We start from the raw sequence: 20,709 nt of genomic DNA, 5'->3' as shown, positions 1-20,709 counted from the left end.
CCGCTGACTCCCCTGACCCGCAAACAAGAACCCGAGCCGACCACCCGAACCCGCACCGGAAACCACACCCGGCCCGGCCTCACCCGCCGCCAGCCTCGCCAACCCGGCCAGCAACTCCACCCGGTCAGCACCCACCACCACCGCACGATGATCCAGCACCGTGCGGGAGGTCACCAGCGCCGCACCCACCGCAGTGGCGTCGGCATCGGCGTCGAGGTGCGACAGCAGCTTCGCCGCCTGGGCGGCCACGCCCTCGGCGGACGCAGCGCTGATCAGCCACGGAACCACGGACGCAGCAGGCACCGCAGGAACAGTCACCGCCGGAACCGTCACCGGCTCGTCACCCTGCTCGATGACCACGTGCGCGTTGGTGCCACTGATCCCGAACGACGACACACCCGCCCGGCGAGGCCGACCGTCCGCGTCCCACTCCCGCGCCTCGGTCAGCAGCCCGACCGCGCCCGCGCTCCAGTCCACATGCGGGCTGGGCGCATCCACGTGCAGCGTCTGAGGCAACACGCCGTGGCGCATCGCCATCACCATCTTGATCACACCCGCCACACCGGCAGCTGCCTGCGTGTGGCCGAGGTTCGACTTGATCGAGCCCAGCCACAGGGGACGATCAGCCGAGCGGTCCTGCCCGTAGGTGGCCAGCAGGGCCTGTGCCTCGATCGGGTCACCCAGCGTCGTCCCCGTGCCATGCGCCTCCACCGCGTCCACATCCGAGGTGGACAGACCGGCGTTCGCCAGCGCCTGCCGGATCACCCGCTGCTGCGACGGACCGTTGGGGGCGGTCAGGCCGTTGCTGCCGCCGTCCTGGTTGACCGCCGAGCCGCGCACCACGGCCAGGACCTGGTGTCCGTTGCGGCGGGCGTCGGAGAGGCGCTCCACCAGCAGGACGCCGACGCCCTCACTCCACCCGGTGCCGTCCGCGTCCGCGGCGAACGCCTTGCACCGGCCGTCCGGGGAGAGCCCGCGCTGACGCGAGAAGTCCACGAAGGTGCCGGGTGAGGCCATCACCGTGACACCGCCGGCCAGGGCGAGGTCGCACTCGCCGGACCGCAGCGCCTGCACCGCGAGGTGCAGGGCGACCAGCGACGACGAGCACGCCGTGTCGACCGTCACCGCCGGACCCTCGAACCCGAACGTGTAGGCCACACGTCCCGACAGCACGCTGCCGGACGTTCCCGTTCCGACCAGCCCTTCCAGCTCACCGGGGATCGTCGGCGACTGCGACAGGTAGTCGTGGTACATCATTCCGGCGAAGACGCCGGAGCGGGTGCCGCGGAGGGTGCTGGGGTCGATGCCTGCGCGCTCGACGGCCTCCCACGACGTTTCCAGCAGCAGCCGCTGTTGGGGGTCCATCGCCACGGCTTCGCGCGGCGAGATCCCGAAGAACGCGGGGTCGAAGAGCCCGGCTTCGTGCAGGAACCCGCCGTGCCGGGTGTACGTGGTGCCCCGGTGGTCGGGGTCCGGGTGGTAAAGGCCGTCCAGGTCCCAGCCGCGGTCGGTGGGGAACTCCGAGACCGCGTCGACGCCGTCGAAGGCCAGCCGCCACAGGTCCTCCGGGGAGGCAACCGCACCCGGGTACCGGCAGGCCATGCCCACGATCGCGATCGGTTCGTCACTCGCGGAGGCCGCCGCCACGGAGGTGGCCTCGGCCTGTGTGCCGCCCAGTTGCGCGGCCAGGTGGCCGACGACAGCCCGCGCGTTCGGGTAGTCGAACACCAGCGTCGCCGGCAGCCGCAGTCCGGTCGCCGTGTTCAGTTCGTTGCGCAGTTCGACCGCGGTCAGCGAGTCGAACCCGAGATCCTGGAACGCCTTCGCCGGATCGACCGACGCGGCCGACGCAAATCCGAGAACGCCCGCGACCTTCTCCCGCACCAGGTTCAGCAGCGCCTGTGCGCGGTCCGGTCCTTCCAGGGAGCGGTCCGGGCCGGTGCCGGCGACCGCACGGCTCACCCGGCGTGCCGGTGCGGGGACGAGCCCGCGCAGCAGTGCCGCGACATCCGTACGGGACCTCAGCGCCGCCGTGTCGACCCGCAGCGGGACGAGGTTCGCCTCGGCGGTCGTCAGGCCGACGTCGAACGCGGCCAGTCCGTCCGCGACGGAGAGGGCCGGCAGCCCCTGCCTGCGCATCCGTTCGAGGTCCACGGTGCTGAGCCGGCGCGTCAGCCCGGTTGCGGTCTCCCACATCCCGTAAGCCAACGACGTGCCGGGCAGCCCGGCCCGGCGGCGGTGGGCGGCGAGTCCGTCGAGGAAGACGTTCGCCGCAGCGTACGAGCCCTGCCCAACCGCCAGCACCAAACCGCCGGCCGACGAGAACATCACGAACGCCGCCAGGTTCAGATCGGCCGTCAGCTCGTGCAGATACCAGGCGGCGTCCGCCTTGGCGGCCAACACCGGCGCCATGCGGTCCGGGGTCAGCGAGCCGACGAGTCCGTTGTCGCCGACACCCGCCGCGTGCACCACGGCGTTGAGCGGGTGTGCGGCGGGGATCGAGTCGATGAGCCGCGCCAGGGCGGCCCGGTCCGACACATCGCACGCGACGGCCTCGGCCGACGCGCCCAGCTCCGTCAGCTCGGCGACCAGCTGCGCCGCGCCGGGGGCATCCGTGCCCCGACGGCCGGCCAGCACCAGGTGGCGTACACCGTGCTGCGCCACGAGGTGACGTGCGACCAGAGCGCCCAGGCCACCTGTGCCACCGGTGACCAACACCGTCCCGTCGCGGTCGAGTACGGGGCCTTCGGCGGCTGCCTGCGGCATCCGCGTGAGCCTCGGCACGCGCACCTGGCCGTCGCGGACGGCCGACTCCGGTTCGCCGGAGGCCAGGACGGCCGGAAGCGCCCGCACACTGTCCTGCCGGTCATCCACGTCGACCAGCAGGATCCGGCCCGGGTTCTCCGCCTGCGCGGCCCGTACCAGGCCCCACACCGGTGCCTGACCGAGATCCACGTCCTCGTCGGAGCCGGTCGCCACCGCGCCTCGCGTCACGACGGCCAGCCGCGACTCGGCGAAACGCTCGTCGGCAAGCCACGACTGCACCTGGTCGAGAACCGCGGTCGTCGTCGACCGGACCGCGTCCGGCACCTCGGCGGCGGTGCGCGGCGCGCCGACGACGCACCACTTCGGAGTTTCCGTGGTCTCGGCCACGGTCGGCCACACCTCGAACAGATCGTCCCCGAGGACGGCGATGCCCTCGGCCACGCCGTCCTCGGTGGACACCGCGGTCCATTCGGTGTGGAACAGCGGGCGGTTGTCCGTGCCCTCGGCCAGTTGGTCGGCCGTGACCGGGCGCAGCGTGAGCGCGCCGATGTCGGCGACCGGAGCGCCGGTGGCGTCGGCGAGGGCGAGGGTGACGGTGTTGTCCGCGCCGGTGCCCGCCACCCGTACACGCAGAGCGGTCGCGCCGGTGGCGTGCAGGGCGACCTGTCGCCAGGCGAACGGAAGGAGCGGCTGTCCCGCCGGGGTTTTGTCGAGGTGGTCGCCGAGGCCGGTGCTGTGGAGTGCCGCGTCGAGGAGCGCGGGGTGAATGCCGAAGCGTGCCGCGTCGTCGTGCGCCTGCTCCGGCAGCACGATCTCGGCGTACACGGCGTCGGCGGTACGCCAGCCCGCGCGCAGCCCCTGGAACAACGGGCCGTAACGCAGGCCGAGTGCGATGAGCTGCTCGTAGGTGTCGGTGACGTCGACGGGCTGTCCGCCGGGGGGCGGCCACTGGGTGAGGTCGGCGGCCGGTCGGCCGGCTCCGTCGGCTCCGTCGGCTCCGTCGGCGAGGAGGCCGGTCGCGTGGCAGGTCCAGGACGTGTGGTCCGGGCTGGAGTGGATCTCGACGGGCCGTGCGCCGTGCTCGTCGGGGCCGCCGACAGTGATCTGGACGTGGACGGCGCCGTCGCGCGGCAGCACCAGCGGTGCCTGGAGCGTCAGCTCGGCCAGCAAGCCGTGCCCGGCGGTGTCGCCGGCCCGGATGGCCATCTCCACCAGCGCCGCGCCCGGCACGACCAGGACGTCGTTGACGACGTGGTCGGCGAGCCAGGCGTGCGTGGCCAGGGAGAGCCGGCCGGTCACCAGCATGCCGCCCGAGCCGGGAAGCCCGGTGACCGCGCTCAGCAGCGGATGGTCGACGGTGTCCAGTCCGACGGCTTCCGCGCTGCCCGACGGGTCCACGCCGTCCAGCCAGAACCGCTCGCGCTGGAAAGCGTACGTGGGCAGTTGGACCCGGCGGGCGGAGGCGAACAGGCCGCTCCAGTCGACGGCGGTGCCCGTGGTGTGCAGCCGCGCGAGTGCCTCGACGAACGCCTGCGCCTCGTCGCGGTCCCTGCGGATCGTGGGCACGGTCAGGGTGGTGCCGTCGTCCAGGCTCTGCTGGGCCAGGGCGGTGAGGACCCCGTCGGGGCCGACCTCGACGAAGCGGGTGACGCCCGCCGCCCTTGCCGCTGTCACCCCGTCGGCGAAGCGCACCGCCTGCCGGACGTGTGCGATCCAGTAGCCGGGGTCGGTCAGCCGGCCCTCGCCGGCGGGCTTCCCGGTGACGTTGGAGATCACCGGGATCGACGGCTCGTGGTAGGTCACGCTCTCGGCAACCTGCCGGAACGCGTCGAGCATGGGGTCCATCAGCGGTGAGTGGAACGCGTGGCTGACCCGCAGCCGCCGGGTCCGCACCCCGCGCTCGGCCAGCACTGCCGCGATCCCGTCGACGGCGTCCTCGGCGCCGGACACGACGACGGCGGCCGGTCCGTTGACCGCGGCGACACCGACCCGGTCGTCCAGCAGGGGCAGGACGTCGGCCTCGGGTGCCGCGACGGCGAGCATCGCCCCGCCCGTGGGCAGCTCCTGCATCAGCCGGGCGCGGGCCGTGACCAGGGTGCACGCGTCTTCCAGGGAGAACACACCGGCCACGTGCGCGGCGGCGAGCTCACCGATCGAGTGACCGACGAGGACGTCCGGCGTGACGCCGAAGGACGACAGCAGCCGGAACAGCGCGACTTCGAAGGCGAACAGCGCCGGCTGGGTCATCCCGGTCCCGTCGAGCCCGGCGGCCGCCTCGGTTCCGGGTTCGGCGAACATCACGTCGCGCAGGGGGTGGGCGAGCAACGGGTCGAGGACCGCGCAGACCTCGTCCAGCGCGGCGGCGAACTGCGGGAAGGCGGCGGACAGGGCACGTCCCATCCCGGGACGCTGGCTGCCCTGGCCGGCGAACAGGAAGGCCGTGGCGCCGTGTTCGGCCGCGATTCCCTCGATCACCGATGCGTCGGCCGTTCCGCCGGCCAGCCCGGCCAGCGCCGCCAGCAGCCCGTCGCGGTCCGCTCCGAGCAGGACCGCCCGGTGGCCGAGAGCGGCCCGGCCCGACGCGAGCGACCAGCCGACGTCGGACGGGTCCAGGTGGGGCCGGTCCGACACCCACGCGTGCAGGCGGTCCGCCTGGGCGCGCAGGGCATCGGGCGACTGCGCCGAGAGCACCCACAGCGGCGCCGGCGAAGACTGGTCCGCGGGCCGCGGACCGACGCTCTCCGGCGGCTGTCCAGCGGCCTCCGAAGCCTGCTCGATGATCACGTGGGCGTTGGTGCCGCTGATCCCGAAGGACGACACACCCGCCCGGCGCGGCCGGCCCTCCTCGGTCCACTCCCGCGCCTCGGTCAGCAGCTCGACCGCGCCTCCGAACCAGTCCACATGGCGCGACGGTTCGTCCACGTGGAGAGTCCGGGGCAGGACTCCGCTGCGCATGGCCATGACCATCTTGATGAGGCCGCCCACTCCGGCGGCGGCCTGGGCGTGGCCGATGTTCGACTTCACCGAGCCGAGCCACAGCGGGCGTGCCACGGGCCGGTCCTGGCCGTAGGTCGCGATGAGCGCCTGGGCCTCGATCGGGTCGCCCAGGGTCGTTCCGGTGCCGTGCGCCTCGACGGCGTCGATGTCCGACGTGGACAGCCCGGCGTTCGCCAGAGCCTGGCGGATGACGCGTTCCTGGGAAGGGCCGTTGGGCGCGGTGAGACCGTTGCTCGCACCGTCCTGGTTGACGGCCGAACCACGCACGACAGCCAGCACCTGGTGCCCGTTGCGCCGGGCGTCCGAAAGCCGCTCGACGAGGAGCACGCCGACGCCCTCGGCCCATCCGGCACCGTCCGCCGCGTCGGCGAAGGACTTGCACCGGCCGTCCGCGGCCAGGCCGCGCTGCCGGGAGAACTCGATGAACATGCCGGGGCTCGACATCACCGTGACACCGCCGGCCAGCGCCAGTTCGCACTCGCCGGACCGCAGTGCCTGCACGGCCATGTGGAGCGCGACCAGCGAGGACGAGCACGCGGTGTCGACGGTGACGGCCGGCCCCTCGAAGCCGAGGGTGTACGAGACCCGGCCGGAGACCAGGCTGCCGCCGCTGGTCGAGCCGGGAACGCCCAGCCCGTAGTCGTGGTACATCACGCCGGCGAACACACCGGTACGGCTGCCGCGCTGCGCGTGCGGGTCGACTCCGGCGTGTTCGAACGCCTCCCAGGACGCCTCCAGCAGCAGACGCTGCTGCGGGTCCATGCTGAGCGCCTCACGCGGAGAGATCCCGAAGAACTCCGGATCGAAGTCGGCGGCGTCGTGCAGGAAGCCGCCCGCCCGGGTGTAGCTCGTGCCGGGCTTCCCCGGCTCCGGGTCGTAGATCCGCCCGATGTCCCAGCCGCGGTCGGTCGGGAAGCCGGAGACCGCGTCCACCTCGTCCATGACGAGCTGCCACAGCTCGTCGGGAGAGGACACGCCTCCCGGGTAGCGGCAGGCCATGCCCACGATCGCGATCGGCTCGTCGCTCGCGGTGGAGGCCGCCACGACGGCCTTCGACGCGTCGGCCGCGTCGTCGACCAGTTCGGACTCGATGCGCTGGGCCACGGCCTGCGCATGGGGGTGGTCGAACACGAGGGTGGCGGGCAGCCGCAGACCGGTCGCCGTGTTGAGTTCGTTGCGCAGGTCGACCGCGGTCAGCGAGTCGAATCCCAGGTCGGAGAAGGCCCGGGACGGCTCGATGGCCGCCGTCGAGGTGTGACCGAGGACGGCCGCCACCTTGTCGCGCACCAACTCCAGCACTGTACGGGCACGTTCGGACGCGCCCATGGCGGCCAGCCGGCCCGCGACACCTGAGGTCGAGCCGCCCGCGGCGACCCGGGCGACCTGACGAGGCCGCCGGACGAGCCCACGCAACAGGGCCGGTAGGTAGGCCCGGTTGCGCAGGGCTGCGGTGTCCACCCGCAACGGGACGAGCACGGGTTCCTCCGTGCCCAGTCCGGCGCTGAAGCCGGCCAGTCCCTCTTCGACGCTCAGTGCCGGCAGACCCTGCCGGCGCATCCGCTCCACATCGGCGGCGCCGAGCAGCTGTGTCAGCCCCGTCTCGGTCTCCCACAGCCCGAACGCCAACGACGTACCCGGCAGGCCGAGTCGGCGGCGGTGGGCCGCCAGCCCGTCGAGGAACACGTTCGCCGCGGCGTACGCGCCCTGCCCGGCGGCCAGGACCGACCCACCGGCCGACGAGAACAGCACGAACGCGGCCAGGTCCAGATCGGCCGTCAGCTCGTGCAGGAACCATGCCGCATCGGCCTTCGCCCCGAAGACCCGGTCGAGCCGGTCGGACGTCAGCGACTCCACCAGTCCGGTGTCACCGACACCGGCGGCATGCACGACACCGGTCAGCGGGTGCTCAGCCGGAATGCTCGCGAGCAGCTGCGCCAGGGCATCGCGGGACGCCACGTCACAGCTGACGGCCCTGACCGACGCCCCCAGCCCCGTCAGCTCGGCGACCAGCTCCGCGGCGCCCGGGGCCTGTGCCCCACGGCGGCCGGCCAGCACGAGATGACCCACACCGTGCTCCACCACCAGGTGCCGCGCGACCAACGCACCCAGACCACCGGTACCACCGGTGACCAGCACGGTCCCCCGGGAATCGAGGGCGGGCGCTGCCACCGACGGTGCGTCGACCCGCACCAGTCGGGGAACGGTGACCGCACCGGCCCGGATCGCGATCTCGGGCTCACCGGTTTCCAGCGCGCCGGCCAGCACCGCACCCGACGCGGCCGCGTCGTCGATGTCCACCAGCACGATCCGGTCCGGGTGCTCGCCCTGCGCCGCGCGCACGAGTCCCCACACCGGCGTCGCGCCGAGCTCGCATTCCTCACCGGCGCCCGTCGCCACGGCGCCCCGGGTCAGTACGGCCAGCCGTGACCCGGCGAACCGTTCATCGGCCAGGAACGCCTGGACCTGCTCAAGCACCAGCTGCGTCGACCGCCGTATCGCGGCCGGAACATCGCCCTCGGCACCGGGACAGGCGACGACAGCCCAGGGGCCCACCGGACCCGACTCCGCCAGGGAGCCGAGGTCGCCGAACGGAGCGGCCGACAGCCCGGGCACAGGAGCCCCGACCAGCGCCACCCCGTCGCGGGCCGTGTCACCGACCGGCAGCGACACCCAATCCAGCCGGAACAGCGATTCGTTCCGGGCGGCGAGCTGCTCGGCGGACACCGGGCGTGAGACCAGCGAATCCACCGTCAGCACCGGTGCGCCGGTGGCGTCGGCGGCGGCCAGCGCGATCGCGTTCTTCCCGGTACGGGTGATGCGCACCCGAAGCGACGGGGAACCGGCGGAGTGCAGAGTGACGCCGGACCACGAGAACGGCAGCACGGTCTCCTCGGCGTCGCCGCGTCGGCGGTCGTCGAGCAGAGGTGCGTGCATGGCGGCATCCAGGAGCGCGGGATGCAGGCCGAACCGTGCCGCGTCCGTGTGCGCGAGTTCCGGAAGTCCGACCTCGGCGTAGATCTCGTCGCCGCGCCGCCACGCCGCGCGCAGCCCCTGGAAGACGGGCCCATAGGTGTATCCGCGCCCGTGGAGGAACGCGTAGACGTCCTCGGTGTCGACGGGCGTGACGCCGGCGGGCGGCCACTGCACCATGTCGGTGCCGGCCTCGGCCGGGGCGGTGCCGAGCGCGCCCGACGCGTGCAGCGTCCAGGGGCCCTTGAGGTCCGCCTCGCCGCGGCTGTGGATGTTGATGCTCCGCACGCCCGAGTGGTCCGGGGCGCCGACCGTCACGCGGAGGTGGAGTCCGCCGTGGTCCGGAAGGACCAGGGGGGCTTGCAGGGTCAGTTCCCGTACGGCCGGGCAGCCTGCCTCGTGTCCGGCCTGGAGCGCGAGTTCCAGAAGGCCGGTGCCCGGCACGAGGACCGTGCCCAGTACGTCGTGATCCGCCAGCCATGCCTGTCCGGCGATCGACACCCGGCCGGTGATCGTCAGCCCGTCCGAATCCGGGGCCGAGACGACAGCGCTCAGCAGGGGGTGGTCGACGGCGCTCAACCCGGCGGCCGACAGGTCGCCCGCGGCCGGGCCGGCGTCGAGCCAGTACCGCTCATGCTGGAAGGCGTAGGTGGGCAGGTCCACATGGGCGGTGGTCTGTCCGAAATAGCCGGTCCAGTCGACGGACACGCCGGTGGTGTGCAGCCGGCCCAGCGCCTCGACGAGCGCCTGGGCTTCGTCGCGGTCCTTGTGCGCGGTCGGCACGACCACAGCAGTGTCGTCGAGGATCTGCCGGGTCAGACCGGTCAGCGTTCCGTCCGGCCCCACCTCCAGGAAGATCTCCGCCCCCGCGGAGACCGCGGCGGTGACGCCGTCGGCGAACCGGACGGCCTGACGGACGTGATCGACCCAGTAGGAGGCGTCGGTGAGCTGTCCTGCGGTGGCGAGCTGTCCGGTGAGGTTGGAGATCACCGGGATAGTGGGTTCGTGGTAGGTGAGTGCCGCGGTGATCTCCGCGAACTCCTCCAGCATCGGGTCCATCAACGGCGAGTGGAACGCATGGCTGACCCGCAGCCTGCGCGTCCGCACCCCACGCGCACCCAGCACCGCGCCGATCTCCTCGACCGCGTCCTCAGCACCGGAAATCACCACGGAAGCAGGCCCGTTGACCGCCGCAACACCCACACGGTCGTTCAGCAGCGGCAGCACATCGGCTTCGGGTGCCGCGACGGCAAGCATCGCCCCACCCACCGGCAACGCCTGCATCAACCGCGCCCGGCCCGCCACCAACGTGCACGCATCCTCCAGCGAGAACACACCCGCCACATGCGCGGCCACGATCTCACCGACCGAGTGCCCCACCAACACATCCGGCACCACACCGTACGAGTCCAGCAACCGGAACAACGCCACCTCGAACGCGAACAACGCCGGCTGCGTCATCCCCGTCTCATCCAGCGCCTCACCCTCCGAGAACATCACCTCCCGCACCGGCCGCGGAAGCAACGGATCAAGCACCCGGCAGATACCGTCGAGCGCATCGGCGAACACCGGGAACGCCTCCGCCAACGCCCGGCCCATACCGACCCGCTGACTCCCCTGACCCGCAAACAGGAACCCCAGCTCGCCGCCGTCACCGCTCCCGGTGACGACGCCTGCCGACTGCTCCCCCGCGGCCAGGGCCCGCAGGCCGGCCAGCAGTTCGTCGCGGTCCGTGCCGACGACCACGCCACGCTGTTCCAACAGTGTGCGTGTGCCGTGCAGCGCCGCGCCCACCGCCGCCACGTCGTCGGAGTCCACGGCCGGGGGGTGCCCGGCCAGCTTCGCCGCCTGCGCGCGCAGAGCGGCCGTAGTCCGTGCCGAGATCAGCCAGGGCACGACCGGAAGGTCACGCCGCTCGGCGTCCGTCGTCTCCGTCTGCGCCTGCGCCTGCGCCTGCGCCTGCGCCTGCGCCTGCGCCTGCTCGATGATGACGTGCGCGTTCGTGCCTGAGATGCCGAACGAGGACACACCGGCCCGCCGGGGGCCGTTGCCGGCGTCCCAGGTGCGCGCCTCCGTCAGCAGCGCCACGCTGTCCTGCGGCCACTCCACGTGCGGGGTGGGCTCGTCCACGTGCAGGGTCTGGGGCAGCACACCGTGCCGCATCGCCATGACCATCTTGATCACACCGGCGACGCCTGCGGCGGCCTGAGTGTGGCCGATGTTGGACTTCAGCGAGCCGAGCCACAGGGGCCGGCCGGCCGGGCGGTCCTGTCCGTAGGTGGCGATCAGGGCCTGGGCCTCGATCGGGTCACCGAGCCTGGTCCCGGTGCCGTGCGCCTCGACCACGTCGACGTCCGAGGTGGACAGCCCGGCGTTGACCAGTGCCTGGCGGATCACGCGCAGTTGGGAGAGGCCGTTCGGGGCCGTCAGTCCGTTGCTGGCACCGTCCTGGTTGACCGCCGAACCCCGTACCACCGCCAGCACGCGGTGGCCGTTGCGCCGGGCGTCGGAGAGCCGCTCCACCAGGAGCATGCCGACGCCCTCGCCCCAGCCCGTGCCGTCCGCACCGGCGGCGAAGGACTTGCACCGTCCGTCGGCGGAAAGACCGCGCTGGCGCGAGAACTCCACGAACGTATGAGGGGTGGCCATGACCGTGACGCCGCCGGCCAGGGCGAGGTCGCACTCACCGGTCCGCAGGGCCTGGACCGCGAGGTGCAGGCCGACGAGCGACGAGGAACAGGCCGTGTCCACCGTGACCGCGGGCCCCTCGAACCCGAACGAGTACGAGACCCGGCCCGACGCGACGCTGCCGGAGCTGCCGGTACCGAGCATGCCCTCCAGGTCGACCGGGGCCGCGCCCCGCGACCCGTAGTCGTGGTACATCACCCCGGCGAACACACCGGTCCTGCTCCCCCGCAACCCTGCCGGGTCGATGCCCGCGCGCTCCATCGCCTCCCACGAGGTCTCCAGCAACAGCCGCTGCTGCGGGTCGACGGCAAGGGCCTCGCGCGGCGAGATCCCGAAGAAGTCGGCGTCGAACTCCCCCGCGTCGTGAAGGAATCCGCCCTCGCGGGTGTACGAAGTGCCGCGGCTGTCGGGGTCGGGGTCGTACAGCCGCTCCAGGTCCCAGCCACGGTTCGTCGGGAACCCGTCGATGGCGTCGCCCCCGCGGGCGACGAGCTGCCACAGGTCCTCCGGTGACATGACCCCGCCGGGGTAGCGGCACGCCATCCCCACGATCGCGATCGGCTCACTCGACGCGTCGGTAAGCAGCCGGTTCTGCTCCCGAAGGCGTTCTGTCTCCTTCAGGGAGGCCCGAAGAGCCTCAACCAGTTTCGGGTCGCTCGCTGCCATCTCCGCCTCGCGCTCCTCGCGGTTCAAGAATGGGGGTGGGTCTCGGGTGGTGCGGCCTGGATCAATCCGTCGCGTGCAGCGCGGAAATGCGCGTGACCAGCCTGTTCATGACGGCCGGCGCGTGATCGTTCAGGTAGAAGTGGCCGCCCTTGAAGACCTCGATGTCGTAGGGGCCGGTGGTGTGTTCGCGCCACCGCGTCGCCTCGGCATGTGTCACATGCGGGTCGTCGTCGCCGATGAGCACGTCGATCGGGCAACTCACGGTCGCGCCCGGCTCGGCCCGGTAGGTCTCGACCGCCTTGTAGTCGCTGCGCAGTGACGGGAGGATCATGCGGAGCACTTCCTCGTCGTCCAGCATGCGGGCATCCGTGCCGCTGAGCCGCTGGAGCTCGGCGATGATCTTCTCGTCGGTGTCCTTGTGCACGTACTCCTCACGCACGGCCGACGGTGCGCGCCGTCCCGACGCGAACAGGATGACCGGTGCCCTGCCCTCACTCGCCATCCGCCGCGTGACCTCGAACGCGACAACCGCGCCCATGCTGTGCCCGAAGAACGCCAGCGGCTTGTCCATGAGGGGGCGCAGTTCGGCGACGATCAGGTCGGCGAGCGTGCCGACGTCTTCGACGGCAGGTTCGTGGCGCCGGTCCTGGCGGCCCGGGTACTGGATCGCGAGCACGTCCAGTTTCGGCGACAGCGTCCTCGACACCGGGAAATAGAAGGAGGCCGCACCGCCGGCGTGCGGAAAGCAGACAAGACGGACGGGGGCTTCGGGCGTCTGATGAAAACGGCGCACCCAAACGCCTGTCTCAGTATGGGCAGATGTCATGGCTGTGTTCAATTTCCTTTACTTCCGGCCTCAGTTCACAGTCAATGCCAGGGCCTGGCGTCCGAACAATGGGGGCCCGCCCCTAACTGGCCGAGGCAGCACCCCCTACCGGGCCTCCTATCGCCCTCAATTCGCGCGGCATTGACTCCGTTTCCAACACGGGGCGTAGTGGTGTGAGTGGGATCGGTAACAGCCGCGCTCATCCTTCCTGTCCCCTGTCACCGCGTCCGGCGCTGCCGCGAACTCCGCTCTGGCCTGGCCGAACGCGACGAGGGGTCGGCCTTCCGCACAGGGTGGAACTTCCTGCCAAGCAACTTGTTCCGGCGATCCGTGGGGTTCGGGACCCATAAGCTGACAGGTGTCGCGGGGGGATCGACGGCGAGGACTCGAACAGAATCCGTGAAGCGGATTCACATTGGTTCACGTTTCCACATCCGTCATCGCGGCATGAGGATCTCACGGGGGAAAGGGGGCTGGGGACTCATGAAGTTGGCCCAGCAGGAAAAGGAACTCGATGAACTCGAAGCCGCACTGACAGCGAGTCTGAACGACACCGGGCAGATCGTGTTCATCGAGGGGCCGTGCGGCTGCGGCAAGAGCGAACTGATGGATACTTTCGCCGAGCAGGCCGCCGCTCGGGGTGCCGTCATTCTGAGCACGGTGGGTTCGGAGTCCGACGGCGACGCCCCGTTCAGCACGCTCCGCCGCCTGTCGAGCAACGAGCCGTCCCTCGTCCTTCCCCTCGTCTCGGAAGGGGCCGGCATCCTGGGCACCGAAGCGCTCCGCGGGGTGTGGTCGGCCGTGCTCGACAGGAACCGGGACACCCCTCTGGTGTGTCTCGTGGACGACCTGCACTACGCGGACGCCGCCTCGCTTGAGAGCCTCAAGCACCTGGTCCGTCTCAGCCGGACGGCGCGCGTCCTCATCGTCCTGAGCCAGACGACCCCCCTCGGGCTCCTGGATCCGGCCTTCAGCACCGAACTCCTGCGTATGCGGAACGTCCGCCACATCCGGCTGTCACGCCTCGACAGCGAGCAGGTCACGAGCGTGGTCAGCCGGTATCCGGACCTGGCCGCCACCTCGGCCGACCACGCCGCCGAGCTGAACCGGGTCAGTGGCGGCAACCCGCTGCTGCTGCGCGCACTGATCGCCGAGCGTCTCAACTCGGCCGCCGACGTGCCGGCGAACGGCGGCCCGTACGCCCAGGCCGTGCTCACCTGCGCCCGCCGAAGCAGTCGCAGCGGACTGCGACTCGCCGGCGCCGTCGCGGTACTCGGTTCCCATGCGTCGCCGAAGCGGCTGGCGGAACTCCTGGGCATCACCACGACGGCCGCCGCTCAGGGGCTCGCGGCCCTTGTCACCTCAGGGGTCGTCGACGGCAAGACGTTCCGGCACCCGGTCGGCAGGACCGCGATCCTGGACAACCTGCCGCGGCACGAACTCATCGCGCTGCACCGAAGAACGGCCGAGATACTCTACGCGGCCGGGGCCCCGCCCCATCTGGTGGCCCAGCACCTGGTCGTGTCATCCGCCGACGGCCTCGACGAGCCGGAACCGCAGTGGGCCACGGAGGTCCTGTGCGCCACCGCCGAACACGTCCTCATCCACGACGACACGGAGCAGGCGGTCCGCCTGCTCGAACGCGCCCACGCGGCCTGCCCGGACACGCTGCGCCGGGGTGAGATCAAGACACGCCTCGCCGCGATCGCCTGGCGCATCGACCCCGCCCTGTCCGAACGCTGCCTCGACGAGGCGTTCGAGACACTCCGTACCGCTGACGCCACCCCACAGAGCGTATGGCCGCTGGCGCAGATCCTGGTCGCCCAGGGACGCATCACCGACGCCACGGAACTCCGCAACCGGACCATGGCGGGCACGGACGCGAACAGCCTGTCCGCGAACCACACTCCCTGGGCCAGGACCGTCGCGGACCCCTTCGCGCGCCACGACGCCGATGAGGACACCCCGCGCCTGACGGCGACAGCCGACTCGCACCAGTACGCGGCGATCGGCGCGGACACCACCGACATCGAGCGGTTCCTGGAGTCGACCGCACTGGCCGGGCCGACCCTGCCGCCCATCATCCAGGCGGTCACGGCGCTCGCCCACTCCGACGACCCGAGGCGGGCGGTCCACTGGAGCCGGGTTCTGCTGGAGAAGGCGACGCGGCTCAGGGCCGTGGGCTGGCAGTGCGCGTTCACCTCGATACACGCCGCCGCGCTGTGGCGGCTGGGCGACCTCCGCGAGGCGGAACGGTTCGCGCTCCAGGCACTCGAACTGGTGCCGAACCGGCGTAACTGCACCTTCGCCCACAACGCCGTGGCCACACTGATCCTCGCCAGGACCGAGATGCGGGACTTCGCCGCGGCGGCCGCCTACGTCGACCAGCCGCTGCCCCCGAAGCTGTTCCAGACCACGCACGGGCTCAGCTACCTCCGGGCACGCGGCCGGTATCTGGCCGCCACCAACCAACTGCACGCCGCTCTCGACGACTTCTTCGAGATCGGCCGCCTGATGAAGCGCTGGAACATCGACTGGCCGGTCCTCCTGCCGTGGCGCACCGAGGCGGCCGAGGTACTGCGGCGCCTCGGCGAGTCGCAGGCCGTCGAACGGCTGGTACTCCAGCAGTTGTCCACCCCGGGTGCCCGGCACCCGGCGGTGCGTGGCATCACCCTGCGGCTGCGCGCGGCGACGAGCGAGTCGAAGAAGCGCTCGCCGCTCCTTCAGCAGGCGGTCAGCGAGCTGCGCAGGTCCGGGGAGCGTGTCGAGCTCGCCAGGACCCTCGCGGAGCTCGCCGAGGCGATGCACGCGGTCGGCGACCCGATGGCGGAGATGACGAGTCAGCAGGCGATCAGTCTGGCGAGTGAGTGCGAAGCGAACGCACTGCTCGAAGAGATCCGGCGCAACTCGCCGCCCTCGCGGTGCTTCGAGCCCGACGCGGCAGGTACGGCCGGTGCTGCGGACGCCATCCACGCCCGGCTGAGCGAATCGGAACGGCGTGTCGCCGCGCTCGCGGCGCTGAAGTACAGCAATCGGGAGATCTCGAAACTGCTGCACGTCACCATCAGCACCGTCGAGCAGCACCTCACCAACGTGTACCGCAAGTTGGACATCAATGGCCGTCGCCATCTGCCGGCCAACATCGACCTTTACGCGATGGATATTGCCTGCGTGTAGCGACAAAGGGCAGGTGGGAGCCCCTGTCCGTACGCGGGGTCGAAAGTCTGGGTTCAGTAGGGGTTGTTAGTGCGGGGCCGCTCTCCCAACCATGGGCGCAGCACAGGACACATTCGAAGCCGGGCTTCAATCACTCTCCGGAGGCGCACGAAAGTGAGTCCAGCATGACGAGCAACCAGACCTGGTGGAGCCGCATCGGCGGATACGCGGCAGACATCCTGTCGGTGCTCGCCGAGGAACCGGAACGGGTCGTCGTACATTGGCGAGGCCGTGAGGTGACCGGCCGGGAAATCATCGATTCCGTCACCGGTACCTATCGCACCATGCGTGACCTGAATACCGGGCCGGGCAGTGTGGTGGGCATTCTGGTGGCGCCCAACAGTCCGGACATGCTGACCGCACGTTATGCGGCGCATCTGCTGGGGGCGGCCGTCTGCTATCTGCGGACGACGAACCCCGGCTCGAACGCCGCGGTGCTGTCCGCCGCCGATCAGCTCCAGATGCTCCAGGAGACACACGCGGCGGTGATCTACGCCGACGACGAGAACCGCGACCGGGCAGCCGAGCTGGCGGGCGGCACGCAGAGCGGCATCACCGTTCTGGGACCGGCCGCCGACGGCACGGTGCCGGCCTCGGAGCCGGTCACCGAGTGGGATCCGAAGCGTCTGGCGATCGTCGGCTACACCAGTGGCAGCACGGGGCGCCCCAAGGGCATCCGCCTGTCCGGCACGGCGTGGGAGGGCACGGTCCGTACCACGCTCGCGCCCGAGGCGGAGCCGATGCACCTGCTCGTCACGACACCGCTCAGCCACACGGTCGGGCCGATGGCCGACACCGCGCTGACGTCGCGCGGGACCGTCGTGCTCCGGGAGGAGTTCCGGGCCGGTCAGGTCGTGGAGGACGTCGCGAAGCACGGGACGACCCGCGCGTTCATGGCGACGGCGCACCTCTACCAACTGCACGATCACCTGGCGGAGTCGGGCTCGCCGGAGCGCGTTGCCGGGCTGTCCACACTGCGCCACCTGATCTACAGCGGCAGCGCCGCGGCACCCGCCCGCATCGCCAGGGCCGTGCGCCTTTTCGGGCCCGTCCTCGTGCAGGCGTACGGCACCTCGGAAGGCGGCCGCGTCACCTTCCTCGACCCCGGCGAGCACTACGACCCCTGGTTGTCCACCACGGTCGGCCGGCCGTTCCCCGAGGTCGAGATAGCACTGCACGACACCGAGTCCGGTGAGCCGGTCACCCCCGGCGAGGTCGGGGAAGTGTGGATGCGGTCGCCGCATCTCATGGACGGCTACTGGAACGACACCGAACTCACCGCACAAGTCCTGCGCGACGGCTGGTACGCGACCGGCGACATCGGCTACCGCGACGAACGGGACTACCTGCACCTCCTCGGCCGGACATCCGACGTGGTGAAGGTGAACGGCGTGAAGATCCACCCCGCGGTCGTGGAGCAGGAGATCCTTGCGGTCGACGGCGTACAGCACGCGGCGGCGTACGGCTGGCGGGACGAGGACTCCATCGAATCGCTGCACGCGGCGGTCACCCTCCGGCCCGGCTCCACACTGACCGCGGACGACATCCGGGCTCACGTCAGCGCCTCGCTGTCACCGGTGCACGCTCCCCGGGAAATCGTCGTGCTGGACAAACTCCCCGTGAACGACTCGGGGAAAGCCGACAAGGTACTGCTTCGCAGCCGACACGGCCGTCGCCTCATCGCACAAAACCCCAGTGAACGCGAAAAGCAAGAATTTTAGGGAGCGAGCGTCGCCATGTTTCACCACATGAATTATTACACCGACGAGAGCAATGCAACGCTGACCGCCGAGGACCGGCGCGAGTTCCTGGAGATCGGCCGTCGTGCCGGTCATTTCCCTGCCGCAATCGCTCGCCGCGCCAACCGGGACACCGAAGTGAGCGTGTGGTGCAGCAACGACTATCTCGGCATGGGGCAGAACCCGGAGGTGCTCCGGGCGGCGCGCGAGGCCATCGAAAAGTTCGGTGCGGGCTCCGGCGGTTCCAGGAACATCGCGGGTACGAACCAGTGCCACGTCCTCCTGGAGAAGGAGCTCGCCGATCTGCACGGCAAGGAGGCCGGGCTCCTGTTCACGTCCGGCTACACGGCCAACGACGGTGCGCTCACCGTCCTGGCCGGCACACCGAGCAACACCGTGGTGTTCTCCGACGCGTTGAACCACGCGTCGATCATCGACGGGCTGCGGCACAGCCGGGCGGAGAAGCACATCTTCCGCCACAGCGACATGGCGCACCTTGAGGAGCTCCTGAAGGCGGCCGATCCCGAGCGTCCCAAGCTCATCGTGCTCGAATCGGTCTACTCGATGTCCGGCGACGTCGCCCCGCTCGCCGAGGTCGCGGACCTCGCCGACCGTTACGGCGCGAGCACGTTCCTCGACGAGGTCCACGCGGTCGGCATGTACGGCCCACAGGGCGCGGGCATCGCCGCCCGCGAGGGCATAGCCGACCGGTTCACGGTCATCATGGGCACGCTTGCCAAGGGCTTCGGTACCGCGGGCGGCTACATCGCAGGCCCCGCCGCCATGGTGGACACCGTCCGGACGCTGTCCCGGTCGTTCATCTTCACCACGTCGCTGCCGCCGTCCTCCGCCGCCGCGGCGCTTGCGGCAGTACGTCACCTGCGCTCGTCGGAGCTGGAGAGGGAGCGGCTGTCCCGCAACGCGACGCAGCTGCACGGCCTGCTGACCGAGGCGGACATCCCCTTCCTGTCGGACCAGTCGCACATCATCTCGGCGTTCGTCGGGGACGACCAGCTGTGCAAGCAGGCCTCGGCGCTGCTGCTCGAACAGCACGGGATCTACGTGCAGTCCATCAACGCACCGAGCGTCCGCAGCGGTGAGGAGATCCTGCGGATCGCCCCGGGCGCGTACCACGAGCCGGCGGAGGTGGAGAAGTTCGCCAGTGCGCTGCGCAGCGTCTGGCAGGAGCTGGGCATCCCGTCCGCGACCTCCAGGAAGCCGCGGCGATGACCTGTTCGGTCGCCGCCGTGCTGGCTGACACCGCAGCACGGCGGCCCGGCCACTCGGCCGTCATCCACGAGTCCGAGCACGTCACGTACGCCTGGCTGTGGGAACGGGCCCGGCGCTACGCGGCCGCGCTCCGCGACAGCGGGGTGCGGCCCGGTGACAAGGTCGCCCTCCTCCTGCCCAACACCCCGGAGTTTCCCGCTGTGTACTTCGGCGTGCTGACGGCAGGTGCCGTCGCGGTGCCGCTGAACACCACGCTGAAGGCGCCGGAGATCGGTTATGTGCTGGGGGACGCCGAGGTCGGTTTTCTCGTGTGCGCGGGTTCGTCGCTCGCCGCGGCGCGCGAGGCGGCGGAGCCGGTGGGCACCACCCTGCTGACCGTCGACACGGACGGCGCGGGCACGGTCGAGCTGGAGAAGGCGGCAGAGCGCGAGACGCCGGTGGACGCACCCGTGGCGCGGGAGCCGGACGACATCGCGATCCTGTTGTACACCTCCGGCACGACGGGCAGCCCGAAAGGGGTCATGCTCACGCACCGGAACATTCTGCAGAACGTCAAGGTGACGGCCGTCGCCCCGTTCGCGTTCCGCAGTGACGACGTGCTGCTGGGCTGTCTGCCGCTGTCGCACACCTTCGGCCAGATCTGCGCCATGCTGACCTGCTTCTACGCGGGTGCCTCCATGGTCCTGATGCCGAGGTTCGCCGCGAAGGAAGCCCTCGCACTGATGGTGGACCACGGGTGCACGGTGTTCATGGGCGTGCCGACGATGTATCACGGGATGCTGGACGCCGTGGCGCACGGCGTGCCCGCTCCCCGGCTCGACCGGGCGTACAGCGGGGGATCGGCGCTTCCGGTCACGACGCTGGACGAGGTCCGCAGTGTGTTCGGCTGTCCCGTGTACGAGGGCTACGGACTGACGGAGACGTCACCCGTCGTGGCGTACAACCATCCCGGCATCCCGTGCCGGCCCGGGACGGTGGGCAAGCCGATCGAGGGCGTCACCGTGGCCATCGCCCGGCCGGACGCGGAGAGGGACATCGAGATCCTGCCCGTCGGTGAGACGGGCGAGATCGTGGTGCGCGGCCACAACGTCATGGCGGGCTACCTGGGCCGCCCGGACAGCACGGCCGAGGTCCTGATCGACGGCTGGTTCCGCACCGGCGACCTGGGCCTGTTCGACAACGACGGGTACCTGTCGATCGTCGACCGGAAGAAGGAGATGATCCTTCGCGCGGGCTACAACGTCTACCCGCGCGAGATCGAGGAGGTCCTCGTCCGTCATCCGGCCGTGGCGCAGGTGGCGGTGATCGGTGTCGCCCATCCCGTGCTCGGCCAGGAGGTGTGCGCGGTCGTCGTGCCCGCCCGGTCGCAGGACGCCGGCCCGGCTCTCGGCGACGAGATCGTGGCGTGGGGCAGGGAGCGCATCGCCGGGTACAAGTATCCGCGCCGGGTCGAGTTCGTCGACGCCTTTCCCCTGGGTTCCAGCGGCAAGGTCCTCAAGCGGGTGCTGGCGTCGCAGTTCCGGCCCAGTGACTCGCTCGACGAACGGTCAGGTCCTTCGATACGTATCTCCTGACGCCGCCACCCTGGCCATAGTGCCCGGTAGGTCGCAA

At 71.0% G+C, this 20,709-nt stretch carries 6 protein-coding genes; 4 read left to right on the top strand and 2 right to left on the bottom strand.

Features of this window, described 5'->3' with window-relative positions; translation table 11 throughout:
- Both ACFVUT_RS36280 and ACFVUT_RS36275 read right to left on the bottom strand, forming a co-directional pair.
- Positions 1-12,087, bottom strand: a 12,087-nt coding sequence (locus ACFVUT_RS36280) for an SDR family NAD(P)-dependent oxidoreductase (RefSeq protein WP_389660354.1), incomplete at its 3' end; no start/stop codon positions are given.
- A gap of 61 nt (positions 12,088-12,148) precedes the next feature.
- Positions 12,149-12,913, bottom strand: a complete 765-nt coding sequence (locus ACFVUT_RS36275) for a thioesterase II family protein (protein WP_389660351.1) — start codon at positions 12,911-12,913, stop codon at positions 12,149-12,151.
- Positions 12,914-13,396: 483 nt separating this feature from the next.
- Here ACFVUT_RS36275 and ACFVUT_RS36270 point away from each other — a divergent pair, with 483 nt between their 5' ends.
- From ACFVUT_RS36270 to ACFVUT_RS36255, 4 genes are all read left to right on the top strand, one after another.
- Positions 13,397-16,090, top strand: coding sequence for an AAA family ATPase (locus ACFVUT_RS36270; protein ID WP_389660348.1), 2,694 nt, complete (start codon positions 13,397-13,399; stop codon positions 16,088-16,090).
- Between the two features lie 164 nt (positions 16,091-16,254).
- Entirely contained in the window at positions 16,255-17,850 is a 1,596-nt protein-coding gene (locus ACFVUT_RS36265) for a class I adenylate-forming enzyme family protein (protein WP_389660345.1), read from the top strand.
- A 27-nt stretch (positions 17,851-17,877) separates the two neighbouring features.
- Positions 17,878-19,098, top strand: a complete 1,221-nt coding sequence (gene hemA / locus ACFVUT_RS36260) for a 5-aminolevulinate synthase (protein WP_389660342.1) — start codon at positions 17,878-17,880, stop codon at positions 19,096-19,098.
- Complete coding sequence (locus ACFVUT_RS36255; RefSeq protein ID WP_389660339.1) at positions 19,095-20,672, top strand: long-chain fatty acid--CoA ligase; 1,578 nt, start codon at positions 19,095-19,097, stop codon at positions 20,670-20,672. Before hemA ends, ACFVUT_RS36255 begins: the two co-directional genes overlap by 4 nt.
- Positions 20,673-20,709 lie beyond the last annotated feature (37 nt).

Source organism: Streptomyces sp. NPDC058051, assembly GCF_042885475.1.
GTDB lineage: Bacteria > Actinomycetota > Actinomycetes > Streptomycetales > Streptomycetaceae > Streptomyces.
The sequence above is the reverse complement of the archived record's forward strand: the minus strand, read 5'-3'. Positions and strand labels throughout refer to the sequence as shown.